A 17035-nucleotide genomic window follows, 5' to 3' on the forward strand; every position below is an offset into this window, starting at 1 on the left:
ATCCTGTCTTATATAGTTTGTTTGTTGATACGGCAGAGTTGGCAGTTTCCAGGTTTATCATTCAGCTTGCATATCAAATATTACTTTTCTTACCAATTTTCATATATCGCAAGGACTGGGGATGGTTACATCCGCTAATTTTCCCACTTATTTTTACAATAATAATGAATATTGGAAGAAATCCGTTATCGCTTCTCCAGGTTTTTAGTTTTGCAGATTATACTGCACTGCAGCATCCTGCATTAATGGCATTGACGGAATATGAGGTAGCTCAAGTTTATATAAAAGCTGATCTTATTAACATTGTTTCTTTGATATTCTATTATATAGGTTTTTTTGGTATTGCTAAAATCAAAGTACCGAATTTAAAGTTTAAAAATCCTGTTAGGTTGAAATTTAAAGCGCTGGTGTTTATTGGTATTTCAATAGGATTGTTTATTTATTTCATCACATCTCAGGGGGGGGTACGAAATTTAATATTATCCTTTGCGAGTGGACGCTTTAGAAGTTTGGAAGCAACTGGTCATATAACAGCAGTTATTACCTCATTAAGCTTAATTGGGACCCTTTCTTGGTATGCATATAGTTCCAGAGCATTTTGGAATCCAGTATTCTGGGGATTATTTCTATTCACAGTTGTTAATGGTTTCTTGGTAACTGGTTCCCGTTCATCTATATTTTTTACATTAGCCTTATTTTTAATGATTTGGATGATTCGTCATCAAAAAGTGCCAACAGGAAAAACAGTAGTTATTGTTACTGCTGGTTTTTTGTTAATTGGAGTTCTTGGAGAATTGAGACAGATGGGTAACCGATCGGATACATTGGATTTATCTGTTTTAACTGATACTTCGATTCAAGAAAAGATAGAAACCACTCGGGAACATATTGAAGGTCGGAGTAGTGGTTATATTGCTGTTGTAGGAAAGGCAATTGAAGAAGAGGGGTTATTGTGGGGAAGAACATATTTAGGTGGTGCTTTTTTCTGGGTTCCCCGTGCTATTTGGGAATCTAAACCGCGTGGAGCAGGAGCGTATACCGGCAACTTGTTATATGGAGAAGGTTCACTTGAACATAATCCTCAAGGGGGTAGAGCAGCTGGTATACCACCGGGAGGTGTGGGGGAAGCTTATTGGAATTTTCATGTTCCAGGTGTGATAGTTATCTATTTATTGTTTGGATTAGCAATGCAGTGGTTGGCTCGGTTCTTAAGGAGATACCCTGAAGCACCTGCTGCATGGATTTTATATGTAATTATTCTCTTCAATTTAAAGCCTCAAACAATCAATCTGGTGGATCTATTTCAGATATTGACTCCTTTAATAATTTTCTTGTATTGGATTAGAGCAATTCGATTTAAAAAATAAAAAACTGCTAATGAAATATCCCGGTCTTATTATAGGTGGCGCCCCTAAATGTGGTACTAGTTCTTTGTTTTCATGGTTGAATAATCATCCAAGGCTTGAGAGTTCAAATCCAAAAGAAACTAATTTTCTTTTAGAAAAAGGTCATCCACTTTTAAATTCAAATAATAATATTCATAATAGTGATCTTAGTAGCTATACCAATTTTTGGGATAGCAATAGTGGGAATGAAAAAATTCTTTATGAGGGTACAACTCACTATTTATATAGTAATACAGCTGTAAAGTGGCTCAATAAATTAAAACCAAAACCATTCATAATTTTTATATTCAGAGAGCCAGCACAACGCATATTATCATCTTTTAAATATTCTAAAAACAATAAATCTGCCTTTGTAAAGGAAATTAATTTTGAGAAATATGCTGATATAATTCAAAATCATCCTCAAGAGCTTAAACAATATCTTCGAAATGATTATCCCGATTATATTCTTAAGAGAGAAATTGAATACAGTAGGTATTGGACTTTTTTAGAAAATTGGTTCAAAAACTATGATCAAAGTAAAATAATGGTTCTTTTTTTTGAGGAAATGATTTTGAATAAACAAGAGACTTTGAAAACTATTTTCAATTTTCTCCAAATTGAAATGACAGATATAGGGAATAGGGGAAAGAGGAATAAAACTTACCAGGTGAATTATGCTACTTTACATAAGATCCTCCTGAAATTAAATAAATTATTCAGTGAATATTATATACCAGGTAAAGATTTTTTAGTTGATTTTTATAAAAGCTCTATGATTGGAGAAAAAAAAGTTACAGAAAATGACAAAAAGGTGCTACAACAGTTACAGTGTTACTTTAAAAAAGATAATGCGAAATTGAGGAATTTATTAAAAAGAGAAATTCCTTGGAATTGAAAAAAGATTCTCCGACAGTTTATGTATAAATAGGTATACTATTCTACGTTTTTATGAATAAAATAGAATTGATTTGTTTTTGTCCGGAATTAGGTGGTGGTGGAGCAGAAAAACATTTGATGCATCTACTAAATACAATAAATAAGAATAAATTTAATGTAACCTTGGTAGTTTCTACGTCTGGTGGTGATTATGAGTCAAGTCTTAATACTAAAGAGATTAAATATAGAAGCATAGATTTATCGGATACAAGTTCAACTAAAAGAATTATTAGTTCTGTTAAACCTTTAAGGGAGATCTTAATTAAAGAAGAACCAGATATTTTTTTTAGCATTATGCATCACGCTAATGTAGCTGCTTGCCTAGCACATTTTCTTGCAGGAAGCAAGTCTGCGTTTATTTGTGATGTACAAAATAGTATCTATCAAACTTTAAATCATAATTTTCAGTGGATAGAATACCTTTACTCAAAGCTTATTCCTTTTGCATATCAATATGCTGATGAGGTGATTACACTTTCAGAAGGAGTAAGAAAAGAACTAATTGATAAAATTAAAGGAGATATAACAACTTCTACTATTTATAATATTGGTTTAGAAGAAAGTGCATCATTGGATAACAACTTGGAAATCGGACCGATTATTTCTGTATGTGGAAGGCTTATCAGCCTTAAAGGATATGATTTGGTTATTAATGCTTTATCTATTATCAAAAAAGAATTTGAAGATGCTAAATTAATCATAATTGGGGATGGTCCTGAAAAAGAAAATTTAGTGGCACTATCTCAATCTTTAGGTGTTGCAGATAGTATTGAATTTGTTGGATTTGTAGAAAATCCAGAAGATTATATTCGTCAATCTAGAGTGTTTGTTTTATCCTCTTTTCATGAAGGCTTTGGAAATGTAATAATTGAAGCAATGGGTCAAGGTGTCCCTGTTGTATCGACAGCATGTCCTTATGGGCCAAGGGAAATAATTTCTGATGGAGATAATGGTCTTCTGGTACCAGTAAATAATATTCAGGCCATAGCTAATTCCGTCTTGAAGATTCTTAAGAGTGATGAATTATTTTATAAGCTTAGGAGAAATGGTTTAAAACGTGCTAACGATTTTACTGCATCAAAAATAGCTACTTCATATGAAGAATTATTTATAAAAGTAATGGATAATAAATCTTAGGTGATAAAGAATTTTATTAAATATAGAAATAAGGGGTAAAGGTTGAATTAATTAGCCTGAAGCAATTATGATGAATATAGCATTTTTTTATGGTTATAGAGAAACCATGACTGGTGCTCCGGTTTCTCTATTAAATTTAGCTAAAGGTTTAAATAAATATTCAGATATAAAGATTTCTTTTATTATTCAAAAAGAATGTGAGCTTTCAAAGCAATTAAAGGATAGTGGGATTGATGTTTACATTCTTCCCTTTCTTAATTTAATGGAAAATAAAAATAGAGAGGCGCTGGAATACTCATGGGTAAGAAAGCTACAAGTTTTATATCAAGTTTTAATTTATAATTTACGGTTAAGAAAATTATTAAAATCTATAAAGAGTGATTTATTAATTACTAGAAATATAAAGAATGTGTTTTACGTAATGTTGGCTAGTAAGATCTGTAACATTCCCTTAATATGGGATATAGGGCGTGAGCTTAAGTCACAAGGAATTGTGCGACTTTTACATTTAGTAGGATTATATACAAGTAACAAAATTATTACGCAAGCAAACTGTCAGCCTAAAGAAATTTTTAAAAAAAATGATTATCAATTATTTAGAAGCAAATTTCAAACGATATACCCTGGGATTGATGAACAGCGAAAAGAAAGATTATCGAATATACCATTAAACTCTGTAAATAGGGACGGGCTAAAAATTGTTTGCATCGCTTCCATATTCCCAAGGAAGAATCAAATGATGATCTTAAAAGGGTTAAAAAAAATAAATACTGATATAGTTAAAGTAGATTTTATAGGTCCCATTCAAGACCAAAAATATTTTCGAAAATTGAAAAAATATATAACTGTTAACAATCTGGAAAAAGATATAAGTTTTCTCGGATGGAGAGATGATATACCAGAGTTACTGAATAGTTATGAACTTTTTGTACTACCATCTAAAGCTGAGGGAACACCACAAGTTATACGTGAGGCTATGTTTGCTGGGTTACCAGTTATCGGTACTAATGTCGGTGGAATGGGAGAAATAATTAAGCATGGTGAAACAGGTTTTGTAATCAGCGATTTCAGCGTAAATGAGATGGTTGAATATGTCAACTATTTTATTAGATATCCGGAAGAGATAAACAAATTTGGTAAAAAAGGTCGGGAAGTTGCACAAGAACTTTTTTCGTATAAAAAATGGATTAAATCATATTACGAAACATTAACTGCTTATCAGCAAGGTATTAATGAAAAAAATAGTCATAATAAGTAACTATGCTCACTCAGTAGTTACTTTTCGGAGCCATCTTATAGAAGATCTAATTGATCGGGGTTTCCAGGTATATCCTTTGGCGCCGGACTATACTGATCAGTATCGGAAGTTTTTACAAGATTTGGGGGCCAAACCCCTTGATATTTATATGGATCGGACGGGTTATAATCCATTTAAAGATTTTTTGGCCATAATTGACCTGTTGAAAACTTTAAGAAAAATAAAACCTGATTTTACATTTTCTTATGGAATAAAACCGGTAGTCTATGGTCTTTTAGTATCGCGTGTTTTGGGTATAAGAAATAGATATTCAATGGTGGCTGGACTCGGAACATTATATGTAGAGGATGAAAATGAAACTTCGTTAGGCCGGATATTAGCTGACACTCTCTACAGGATTTCACTGCCTTTATCGCAAAAGGTTTTTTTCCAAAATCCCGATGATATGCAGCTTTTTGAGGATAAAGGATTTATAAAAAATAATGATGCTGTTTTAGTAAATGGTTCCGGAGTAGATTTAGATATTTATGAAGCTGATTACATCCATAAAAAGCCGGTTACTTTTACGCTGGTAGCAAGACTTATAAAAGAGAAAGGAGTCTATGAATTTGTCGAGTCCGCTCGAATTATAAAACATAGGTATCCGTCTAAAGAAATAAGATTTGTTTTGCTTGGTGATGTAGATTCCAATCCGAATTCGGTAGATAGATCAGAAATAGAATCGTGGGTGGCAGAAGGTACTGTGGAATGGCCGGGTTTTGTGGAAAATGTAAAAGAGTGGCTGGAAAAAACGAGCGTGTTTGTGTTACCTACTTATTATCGAGAGGGAACTCCGAGGAGCATATTGGAGGCTATGGCTATGTCACGACCGATAATTACAACGGATATGCCTGGTAGCCGCGAAACGGTTGTGCACGGGGAGAATGGATTTTTAATAGAGCCCAGAAATGCAGAAAAACTTGCGAAGACTATGGAGAAATTTATTAATAAGCCATCCTTGATAAAAGAGTTGGGTTTGAAGAGCAGAAGGAAAGCAGAAGATGATTATGATGTGAAAGATGTTAACAGAACTATTATCAAAGAGATGGTAGAGTGATTTTACAGGTAAAAGCTGATTACACAGCTTTAGGTAAATTTTAAAGAAGTAATTAATTTAAAATCTAACTAATGAAAATACTTTTAACAGGAAGTGCGGGCTATGTTGGCAGGCATTTAAGTAAGAGGTTAATTGAAGAGGGACATGAAGTCACTGGCTTGGATCGCGTTAAAGATCATCATGAGCATCTGGATGATTTTATTCACGGTGATCTGAATGAGTTGGATAATTTGTCGGAATACTTTACTGATGTAGATTGCATATTTCATCTGTCTGCTGCCAAGGATGACTGGGGACTTACAAGAGAGGAATATTTTACAGACAACTTAGTCGCTTCACAGAAAGTTATCAAAGCGGGTAAAGAGGCCGGCATAAAAAAATGGGTTTTCTATAGTACGGTTTCTGTTCTTGGTCCTAGTGAGGAAGCCTTGGGTGAAGATGCACAATACAATCCGGAAATTCCTTATGGAGAATCAAAAGCTGAAGCAGAAAAGCTTTTTATAAACTTGGATTACGAAATTGATGATGCTGAAGTTCTTATCATTCGGCCGTCGGCAATTTTTAGTCCTGATAATCCACCTACAACTAATATATACCGACTTGTGGACGCTATATATAAAAGAAGATTCCTGATGGTGGGCAAAGGGAATGACCAAAAAACCACCTCGCATTTGCCCAACCTTATTGAAGCGAATATGTTTCTGTTTGATCGGTTAAAGCCGGGAGTAAACATATATCACTATGTTGATTATCCGATTTGGTCAACGAGAAAGTTGGTCAATAATATTTATGATCAATTGGGGAAGAAAAGGAATTCATTTTATATTCCGCTTTCAGTTGCCAAGCCTATCGCCTATATATCAGATATTGCTGCCGGTATTTTAAATATTGATTTTCCTATTACAGCAGATAGGATTGAAAAGTTTTGTACATCTACAAAGTTTAAGGCTGATAAGGTTCGGGATTTAGGATTTGAACAACCGGTCTCTAACGAAAAAGCAGTTGCGGATACGGTTCAATGGCATGTCCAAATGCTAGAAGAACAATAAATTTTAAATTAATAGAAATAAAACTAAGTTATGAGATATCTAATTACAGGAGGCGCTGGCTTTATTGGGAGTCATCTGGCCGATCATCTGCTGGATAAAGGCCACCAGGTAGCGGTCATCGATAACCTTTCCACGGGCAAGCTATCCAATATCAATCACCTTCGCGATAATCCGAACTTTGAAATCAAGGTGGCCAGCGTGATGGACTATCACACGCTGGAAAAGATGGTGGAGCAGTGTGACCGCATCTTTCACCTTGCCGCGGCGGTGGGCGTAAAGTTGATTATGGAAAATCCCGTTGAGACGATTGTAACAAACGTGCAGGGCACTGAAAACGTGCTGAAGCTGGCCAGCTATCATGATAAAAAAGTACTGATCGCCTCTACCTCCGAAGTATATGGCAAGCTGATGGGTAATGGAAACATAGAGAAACTGAAAGAGGACGGAGACTGGCAGCTGGGTCCCACCGGCAAACGCCGCTGGGCTTATGCCTGCTCCAAGGCGATGGATGAATTTCTGGCAATGGCCTACTACGACGAAAAGAAACTGCCGGTAATAGCGGTGCGCTTTTTTAATACCGTTGGGCCCCGTCAGACAGGTACCTACGGAATGGTCATTCCCAACTTCGTGCAGAAAGCGCTGCTCAATGAGACCATTCAGGTCCACGGCGATGGCGAACAGACCCGCTGTTTTACATACGTTAAAGATGCGGTAAATGCCATTGTACAGTTGATAAATACCGAAGAGGCCGAGGGCGAAGTGTTTAATATTGGCGGAGAAGAGGAAATATCAATGAACAAGCTGGCCGCGAAAGTGAAAGAGCTGGCCGGCAGCAGCTCCGAAATTCAGCATATACCCTATGAGCAGGTCTATGGCAAAGGCTTCGAAGATATGAAACGCCGTACCCCCGATCTGACGAAGATTCGGAACACCATCGACTACGAGCTCACCCACTCCACCGAAGATATCCTAAAAAAAGTGATCCAATACTTCCGTAAAGAAAGTCTGGTAGTGTAAAACAAAACTGATGCTTTTAGGGGGGACGGAGTGAGGAGCGAAAAGAGTGAAAAGACCCCCCAAACATAGCTAAAAGATAATTCTTTGACTCCTACTGCGAACATGTAATGGAGGTACAACTACTGTTTTGCAAAATTAGCAAAATCTTCGCTCAGTATGACACTGCTTTTCATTATTGATCTCATTGTAGACTCATCCCAAACCACTCTACAACGTATGGTGGGGCTCTAACTGCTAAATTGAATAAGCGGCGGACAACTAACCAGAATGAGCAAATAACCATTCCTGTCATCACGAGGATTCCTGATACTTCTGGAGACATGGTATTCATCCATAGATGATGACGGTCTTACCATTAGTATAACTGCATTTCGCTCTTGAATATCTTAGTAAACGCTTCGCAATGGCACTACTTTTTGATGTGACAATATCCCATGCTCTGGTGGATAAATACCGCAGAGCAAAAACAGTTATTGTAAAGCAACTCAGACCCCTCCCCAGCGCTAGCTACTCCCTCGCTTCATAGAAATATTAGCTCTCCCACCTATTTCTTTTATTAAAAAAATTTAAGGTGGGAGTTTGGTCGATTTTTATTACGTTTTTATTTCTTACAAACTACAGCATTATAGGAGTATTTATTACATAGGGAAAACAATCAAGAGTAATTACCACATCATCTAGATAGGATGGAAAAAATTGAAATACTGGCAGCTATCGGGGTGTCTTTTATTATTTCACTTGTGGCAACCTACGGAACGCGTATATTAGCGATAAAAAGTGATTGGGTTTCAGTCCCTAGGGAAGAGCGCTGGAATACAAGGGTTGTGGCACTGATGGGAGGGTTAGCAGTATTTGCATCATTCGCTATAACCTGTCTGTGGTTTCAGCCGTTGGAATACCTGATGGTCGGATCGGGAGCCACAATGATGTTTCTGGTTGGTTTTGCCGATGATCGTGTCGAACTAAAGCCGATCGTAAAATTTGTGGTGCAGTTCCTGGCCGCTTCTGTATTGATCGGAGCCGGGTATGTACTCAGCTCTTCTTGGCCCTTCTGGATTGCCATTCCGCTTACGTATTTGTGGATTATAGGGATCACCAACGCCTTTAACCTGCTGGATAATATGGATGGACTGGCAGCGGGGATTGCAGTTATTGTTTCCGTTGTATTTGGACTGTTGGCGCTGAAACTGGGTGTGCCTTCTATAGGCGTACTTGCTTTTGTACTGGCGGGGGCTTCGGGTGGATTTTTAGTGTATAATTATAATCCTGCCAAAATATTTATGGGTGATTGCGGCAGCTTGTTTATCGGATATATGCTGGCAGCTCTTCCGCTGATGCTGGAGCCTGCTATGACCAATATCGCACCCGGTGCTATTTTGCCGGTGCTCATAGCAGTAATAATAGTTCCGATTTTTGATACTACACTGGTGACTTTTGTCCGAATATTTAAAGGGCGTTCGCCTTCGCAGGGTGGCAGCGATCACTCTTCGCACCGGTTGGTGTATTTGGGACTCTCGGAAAAAGCGGCTGTAAATACGTTGTTTGGGATTTCTGCTTTGTCTGGTGGAATCGTATTGCTATTTTATCCGAATGAAGTTCATCTATTTTATAGCCTGATTGCAATAGGTATTGTGGGGCTGTTATTCTTTGGCCTTTTTCTTTCTCGCCTCGATGTATATGAACAGGAGGATTTAAGTACAATTGAGGCTCTGGTTAAAAACACCCCAGCCTATTTCAAGCAAAAGATGCAGCTTATTACCATTATTGTTGATGTAGCTTTAATAATCGCCTCTTTAGTATTGGCACATTTTATTCGTTTTGAGGGATGGTCGGGTGAAATTCAGCAAGCTGTTATAGAAGTGCTGCCGGGAATATTAGTTTGCAAGGTGGTGGTACTAGCTGCTATAGGTTTATATAAAAGTGTATGGCGTTATGCCGGTGTTGCCGATCTGCTGAGAATCTTTATCGCTACTTTATTGGGCACATTATTTTCGGGAGCTTTTGCCTGGACCTACACGGGAGGGTACATTTCAGCCAGCGTGTTTGTTGTTGACTGGATTTTATTCTTGTTTTTGGTGGCCTCATCTCGTTTTGCTTTTAAAGGATTACGGAGATTATTTGCAATACCTACCACCGAAGGTAAGAATGTTTTGATATATGGGGCGGGAGATGCCGGATGGCTGGCGCTGAGAGAGATCCGTCAGAATCTTGATCTCCAATTAAACCCCGTTGGTTTTGTAGACGATTCTCCATATAAACAGAACGGAAAAATACAGGGATTAAAAGTACTTGGAAGTTACCGGGATATATCTGCTGTTTGCGACGGATATGATGTGGATGAAGTTTTAATCTGTATCCGAGATCTTCCTGATAAAAAGAAGGGGGATGTTAAAAGCATATGCGCAGAGAAGGGTGTTAGTTGCAGAGAATTTATTCCAACCTTCCATGAGGTAAAAGTGAATGATTCATCAAAAGAGTAGTTGCGAAAATATGCTTATAAGGTAGGATAGGTGGAATGGAAAATACTTCTGGTATTTAGTGGTAGACCTTATCTAAATATAAAGGTTTCTGGTCCTCTTGGTGATCTTAATGTTAAAAAATAAGCAGTAATGAGTCCATATGGATAATTACAATATTAAGACAGTTAAACAAAACAAGAAAAAGGGTGGAATATTAAGCGAGCTACCTGATAAGATCGAAAAGCAAACGTATATCGTTGGCATTGTAGGTCTCGGCTATGTTGGATTGCCCCTGATGTGGACTTTCCATGAAGCGGGACTTCCGGTAATGGGATTTGATATCGACCAGGATAAGATCGACTGCATTGATAAAGGTCAGCCTTACATTAAACATCTGGGAGAAAAAATGATGTCGGTATTGGCCGACAGTGATCGCTGTGGTGCAACGGTCGACTTTAGCAGAATGAATGAGCCTGATGCACTGCTTATGTGTGTGCCTACACCATTGGATGAGCATCGTGAGCCGGATATGCAGTATGTTGAAAAAACGGCCATGGCAATCGGTGAAAATCTTAGAGAGGATCAGCTCGTAATCCTGGAATCTACTACTTATCCCGGTACCACTGAAGAACTGATTATTCCAATATTAGAATCAAAATCCAACCTTACAGCCGGAGAAGATTTCTATGTGGCCTACAGCCCGGAGCGTGAGGATCCGGGCAATGCCGACTTCAACACCGGCAGCATACCCAAAGTTGTTGGTGGACATACCGAAGAAGGCATTGACCTGGCCTGCGTTCTTTACGATACGGCTATCACGGAAACGGTTCCGGTTTCTGATACAAAAACAGCCGAGGCTGTAAAGATTACCGAGAATGTATTTCGAGCTGTTAACATCGCTTTGGTGAACGAGCTGAAGGTGGTATTTCAGAAGATGAATATTAACGTCCATGAGGTGCTGGATGCTGCTGATACAAAGCCGTTTGGCTTTATGAAATTTACACCGGGTCCGGGCTTGGGCGGACATTGTATTCCCATTGATCCTTTTTACCTGACCTGGAAGGCGCGGGAGCATGAGCAAAATACACGATTTATAGAATTGGCTGGTGAAATCAACACCTCGATGCCGCAGTATGTTGTCGATCAGACCCTGAAGGCTTTGAATGCTCATAAAAAAGCACTCAACGGCAGCAATGTGTTGGTAATCGGTCTTGCCTATAAACCCGACATTGATGACATACGGGAATCACCGACCTTTAAGATTATGGATCTGCTTGAGGAGTACGGCGCCAATGTATCCTATTATGATCCCCATATTCCAAGAATTTGGGAAACACGTGAGTATGACAACTGGACCGGCACCGAAAGTGTTGAATGGAATGAAGATATGATAAGCAGCTATGATGCCGTGGTTATCTCAACCAATCATTCAGATATCAATTACAAACAGTTGGCCCGCTGGTCCGATTGCATCATCGATAGCCGCAATGAAATGAACGGCATAGAACCAAAATCTGATATCCACATCTGGCAAGCGTAAACAAAGCCGATGTCCCCCTGAGCGTAAGTCGAAGCGTCTCCCAGAGATAGCTCGCAAGTGTGCAAAAGATATCCTTTAGATTCTACGCGGGCCTCGTCAGGGAGATACATTCGACTACGCTCCGAAAGCTTTCGGAGCTCCGCTCAGTATGACACTGCTTTTTACTTGTTGGGGCCACCAATTGACGTCATCCCGGACTTGATCCGGGATCTCGAACAGCAGGTGATAAAGGTATGTTAAATCACTTTGAACAACGCTACCTGTTAACAAGCCGCTGGTTAAGTTCATTACCTATTCCAAGTTAGTTGCCGTGCGAGATTGCGGGTCGGAGCCCGCAATGACATCAAGTTTTATTCTTCCTACCCAAAACCATGCAGGCTGGTCACAAGCTACAAAAGTCCCCTCCTTGGAGGGGTGGCTCCGCGATAGCGGAGGCGGGGTGGGTTTGACTACAGGCAGTTTGAGGGTATAATTCTCTTTCAACTACAAATAAAGAATGACAACGATGAATGGAGCCAAAGAATCTCCCTGAACTAGTCCGCAGGTGTGTAAAAGGAAAATCCTTTAGATCCCAAACAAAGTTGATGTCACCCTGAGCGTAAGTCGAAGGGTCTCCCAGAGATAGCTCGCAAGGGTGTGAAAGATATCCTTTAGATTCTACGCGGGCCTGGTCAGGGAGATACATTCGACTACGCTCCGAAAGCTTTCGGAGCTCCGCTCAGTATGACACTGCTTTTTAACTTGTTGATTAACGTCATCCCGGACCCGCCTATGCTGAAGCTCCGGAGGACAGGCTTGATCCGGGCTCTCGAACAGCAGGTGATAACGATATGTTAAATCACTTTGAACAACGCTACCTGTAACAAGCCGCTGGTCAAGTTCATTACCTGTTTCAATTTAGTTGCCGTGCGAGATTGCGGGTCGGAGCCCGCAAAGACATCAAATTTTATCCTTTCCTACGCAAAACAACGTTGATTTCATGGTGTCTCTTCATGTTTTAGTGTTTCCGTGGTAAAAATACCTCATTGCAAAAGAAGATCCTGTATGGGAAAAAAGAACGGTAGTGAGAGAACAAACCAGCACCCTAACCCCCGAATCACGTATTACGTCTCACAGAACATTAAGCCTTCAACCTTCAACCAACCTAGATATTCATAATTAAAAAACTGATCTTATCCACGGCTTTAAAATGATAGATAAACAAATATCATCTGATCGAATGTTCAGAAAATTAAATAAAGTATACAACTTCAGCTATTTTGCTATCAGTATTATATTGCTGATGCTGTTCATCATATTTCCCTTCGACAGTTATTCCCAAGATAATCGACTCATTCACACCCAGAGCTGGCAGTACGAATATATCAAGCAGCTCCAGCAAAGAGGACATCTGTTGCAGCTCAATCCCACCGATCTTCCGTACGCCGTTAAAGATCTGCGACAGGCGCTGGATGAGATCGAATCGGACAACTTGAATTCCAGGGAACAGCGATGGGTGGAGAGGTTGAATAAAAGTGTAGAAGAACGTCCCCCGAATGTTGACAGCATGCGCGTCGGCGGATTGTTTGAACCCGCCCTGCGCCGAAGCAGCAGCGAGCGCCTCAATGTGGACTATCCCCTGGGAGATGGGAAGACGGTATTGCCTCGAGGGAAGCTAAATGGATATCTGGAGTGGAAAAACTGGATCGGTCAGGCCGGTATTACCCACGATTGGTTTTACGATATTGATCCCGACGGACTCGATACCGCCCGCCGGCTCTATATCAGGAGTGAAGAAGCTTACTTCGGATATAACAGTGATATCTTTGATATATATGTAGGTCGTTTTGACAATCACTGGAGCATCTATGATCAGCAGGGTGGATTTTTAACTGATAATCCACAGTCCTTTGACCAGATTCAACTCCGATTCGGCAGCGATAAGATCTCTTTCAGCAGCATTTTGGGAGAGATGGATACTATGAATGCCGACAGTACCTTTAGCGGACGTGCAACAGAACCTGGTGCGGTTAGCCGCTACCTGTTTTTACATCGTCTGGATTGGAGTCCGGTTCCAAACCTGAAATTCAGCCTTATGGAAGGAGAGTTATATTATAATGAGACAGCTAGTATTTCTATTCGTAATTTAATCCCACTTCATTTTCTGTATTTCTCCGCCCACAACAAACCGCGTGATTACAATACAAATTTAGTCTTGGGAGGGAGCCTGTGGTATAACTACCGCTCGCTTACTTTTTATACACAGCTTATGATTGATGAGATCACATTGGCTGATCGCGATAAAAAGAAAGAGAATGACAAGTTTTTGCCTGCTGTTTACACCCTCAATAACTCTTTAACGCTGACAAATATAGCTGATCGTTTCGATCTTGGCTTGGAAGCTGATTTTGTGAGTTCTAATTCATATCGATCAGGTAGTTATCAGGATCAGTGGACTTACGCCCAGCGCGGGCTGGCAACAAACTTTAGCGACTATATCCGTACGAAAATGTATGCTACCTTTTATCCCGATTGGGCGGAGGGGTTCAAAGTTGAACCGGGCATGACGGTGTTTTTAAAAGGAACCGAAGATCTGCGTGACCTGCGGGAGTTTACCGAGCCGGATGGAACCCAGATTCCTCACATCCTGGCCGGCACCGTCCAGCGCACGTTACGTCCCTCGCTCTACCTGCGCTACCAGCCGATGGGTGGTTTTCTGGGGGATCCGTCCAAAGACATACGCTTCAACTTCTGGCTCGATGCCGACATGGGCTATAATATTACTGACAATTACCAGAATATAGAAGGAGTTACCAACGAGCGCTTTATCGGACTCTTCCGCGTTTACGGTCAGTTCACTTTTTAGAAATAATTTAAACCCATCGGATGGCTGGATTTGCCATCCGATGGATAGAAAAAGCAACAATTGACAGCATCTCGGAGGAAGAAAACCATCACACCGGTAGTTATTCTCGTTGATATCCTCTGGCACAAGTCACAGATTTGCGCCAGCGTAGCTGTGAGGAGATATCATTCGATAGATGAACCAGGCAGTCCGTAGATTGAATCTTCAAGTTGATAGTTCGAGGATACACCCCTCTCACAGCTCAGCCCCAATTAATAATGGAAAAATTGAACGTGCCGACGCAGAGCATCGGCACGAGATGGAAATCCCTCTCTGCATCGGAGGAGCCCGTCCGACTATTGGCGGAAGGGAGTTGGGTGGGTCCGTCTCTTGGGAGCGGGGTGCGTTCTAATTATTGCCTGAACGGTATCGACAGATCTCCATAAATAGTCCACAGGTGTGCAAGAGGCAAAACCTTTAGATCCCAAACAACGTCGATGTCACCCTGAGCGTAAGTCGAAGGGTCTCCCAGAGATAGCTCGCAAGTGTGTAAAAGATATCCTTTAGATTCTACACGGGCCTTGTCAGGGAGATATATTCGACTCCGCTTCCTTTACATTGCATTACCGGGCACAGCAGTTTGACACTGCTTTTTATTAGTTTGGAAAAGCAACCCCTCTTACATCTCCCCTTGTGACTACGTCCGCCTGCGGAAGGGGAGAATTTCTATTTGCCTTTTTGCCCCACTCCCTTAGTTGTGAGAGGGTTGTACCCTCGAACAAAAGGGTATGAACCAAGCTGCCTTCAGGCAGCTTTATGGGTTTTCTTCACAGCCCGGTCCTTTCAAGGCCGGGCACAGGAGCCCCCCACTCCATAGCACGTGCGCCTGTTCATAATCACCTTATCGTCACTCCGCACTCCGATGCGGAATGTAAAACCTAAGTTGTGAGGAGGTTGTACCTCCGAACAAACATTCAATATCATCCATATCTGATACTAAAAAAAGAAAATTAACCTCTTGATATTGACTGTAAATAGTTGTTTATATTGAATATACAAAAAGCATAGAGATGGCTCTTGAGTGTTTTGTCTAATGAGTCATTCAGACGGCCGTTGCCTCAATAAAACTTATTCCAACCTAAATAAGGAGGAGACAATTATGGCCGAATCACGAATCAGAGAACAAGCAGAGCAGGAAATGAAAGAAACCCTGGGACTCGTCCCCACTTTTTTCAAGAAGATGCCGGATGAGTACTTTGATTTTGAATGGGAGCTCTTTAAGCGCCTGGAATTGGGAGAAACACGTATTCCCAACAAGTACAAAGAGCTTATTGGCTTAGCAATCCATTCGGAGACAAAATGCCGCTATTGTACATTATTCCATACCGAAGCTGCCCGTCTCTTCGGAGCAACCGAGGAAGAGATCCAGGAGGCAGTACATTATGCTAAAATGTCGATAGGATGGAGTGCATATCTGAACGGCATGCAGCAAGATTATGAACTGTTTTCCGAAGAGTTGGAGCGCATGGTGGATCATGTGAAAGAACATGCACCTGCAGAAGAATGAAACTCGAACGCATACATTCTTCGTCTTTCAGGATTACGATGCATGCCTATGAGCTAGCAGCTCTTGTTTCAGCAGCACGCTGGGTGGTCGATGGCGCGGAAGGAGAAATTCCTGATGGAGCCAGAGAACAACTAAAGCAGATATTATCTGCCTACGATGCAGAGACGAAGCAGTTAGGCAAACAGGATGAAATAGCCTGACCTTTAAATATGAAATCGAAAAGGGACAGTGAGTTACACGCTGTCCCTTTTTTTATTAGAGTCCTGCAATTCGCCGCCCAATTTCTTTTTTCAGTGGCTCTGCAGCTGAACGGTTTCCAGATCCGCGACTGATACAAAAGATAAAGAGGAAGGTCGGGAGTACACACCCTCTCAAAAATACACTTTCGTTGTGAGGAGGTTGCACCTCCGAACCATTCGATAGATGAACCAGGCAGTCCGTAGGTTGAATCTTTAAGTTAATAGTTCGAGGTACAATCCTCTCACAGCTGAGCCCCAACTAATAATGGAGAAGTTGAACGTGCCGACGCAGAGCATCGGCACGAGATAGGAAACACACTTTCGTTGTGAGGAGGTTGCACCTCCGAACCATTCGATAGATGAACCAGGCAGTCCGTAGATTGAATTTTCAAGTTGATAGTTCGAGGGTACAACCCTCTCACAGCTAAGCCCCAACTAATAATGAGAATTGAACGTGCCGACGCAGAGCATCGGCACGAGATAGGAAACACACTTTCGTTGTGAGGAGGTTGCACCTCCGAACCA

The 17035-nt window shown here is 40.5% G+C and carries 12 protein-coding genes; all 12 read left to right on the forward strand.

Annotation, left to right across the window (positions count from 1 at the left end):
* Positions 1-17: 17 nt before the first annotated feature.
* The gene (locus ACT3ID_RS15585) at positions 18-1367 is read left to right on the forward strand and encodes an O-antigen polymerase (protein ID WP_491542976.1); all 1350 of its coding nucleotides are present in this window, start codon (positions 18-20) and stop codon (positions 1365-1367) included.
* A gap of 10 nt (positions 1368-1377) precedes the next feature.
* Entirely contained in the window at positions 1378-2283 is a 906-nt protein-coding gene (locus ACT3ID_RS15590; protein WP_491542977.1) for a sulfotransferase domain-containing protein, read from the forward strand.
* A 53-nt stretch (positions 2284-2336) separates the two neighbouring features.
* Positions 2337-3461, forward strand: coding sequence for a glycosyltransferase (locus ACT3ID_RS15595; RefSeq protein WP_491542978.1), 1125 nt, complete (start codon positions 2337-2339; stop codon positions 3459-3461).
* A gap of 67 nt (positions 3462-3528) precedes the next feature.
* Complete coding sequence (locus ACT3ID_RS15600) at positions 3529-4719, forward strand: glycosyltransferase family 4 protein (protein WP_491542979.1); 1191 nt, start codon at positions 3529-3531, stop codon at positions 4717-4719.
* A complete protein-coding gene (locus tag ACT3ID_RS15605; protein ID WP_491542980.1) occupies positions 4694-5815 on the forward strand; it encodes a glycosyltransferase family 4 protein in 1122 nt (373 codons plus the stop codon). Before ACT3ID_RS15600 ends, ACT3ID_RS15605 begins: the two co-directional genes overlap by 26 nt.
* A gap of 71 nt (positions 5816-5886) precedes the next feature.
* Positions 5887-6864 carry an NAD-dependent epimerase/dehydratase family protein gene (locus tag ACT3ID_RS15610; RefSeq protein WP_491542981.1) on the forward strand — a complete coding sequence of 326 codons (978 nt, stop codon included), beginning with the start codon at positions 5887-5889 and terminating at the stop codon, positions 6862-6864.
* A 30-nt stretch (positions 6865-6894) separates the two neighbouring features.
* Entirely contained in the window at positions 6895-7881 is a 987-nt protein-coding gene (locus ACT3ID_RS15615; protein WP_491542982.1) for a GDP-mannose 4,6-dehydratase, read from the forward strand.
* Positions 7882-8567: 686 nt separating this feature from the next.
* Complete coding sequence (locus ACT3ID_RS15620; RefSeq protein WP_491542983.1) at positions 8568-10361, forward strand: hypothetical protein; 1794 nt, start codon at positions 8568-8570, stop codon at positions 10359-10361.
* A gap of 139 nt (positions 10362-10500) precedes the next feature.
* On the forward strand, positions 10501-11880 hold the full coding sequence (locus ACT3ID_RS15625) for a nucleotide sugar dehydrogenase (protein ID WP_491542984.1): 1380 nt from the start codon (positions 10501-10503) through the stop codon (positions 11878-11880).
* Positions 11881-13099: 1219 nt separating this feature from the next.
* Positions 13100-14725: a hypothetical protein gene (locus ACT3ID_RS15630; protein WP_491542985.1), complete on the forward strand. Its 1626-nt coding sequence runs from the start codon at positions 13100-13102 to the stop codon at positions 14723-14725.
* 1138 nt (positions 14726-15863) lie between these two features.
* Positions 15864-16271, forward strand: coding sequence for a carboxymuconolactone decarboxylase family protein (locus ACT3ID_RS15635; RefSeq protein ID WP_491542986.1), 408 nt, complete (start codon positions 15864-15866; stop codon positions 16269-16271).
* Positions 16268-16471: a hypothetical protein gene (locus ACT3ID_RS15640; protein ID WP_491542987.1), complete on the forward strand. Its 204-nt coding sequence runs from the start codon at positions 16268-16270 to the stop codon at positions 16469-16471. Before ACT3ID_RS15635 ends, ACT3ID_RS15640 begins: the two co-directional genes overlap by 4 nt.
* Positions 16472-17035 lie beyond the last annotated feature (564 nt).

Source organism: Fodinibius sp. GM108 (assembly GCF_058386985.1).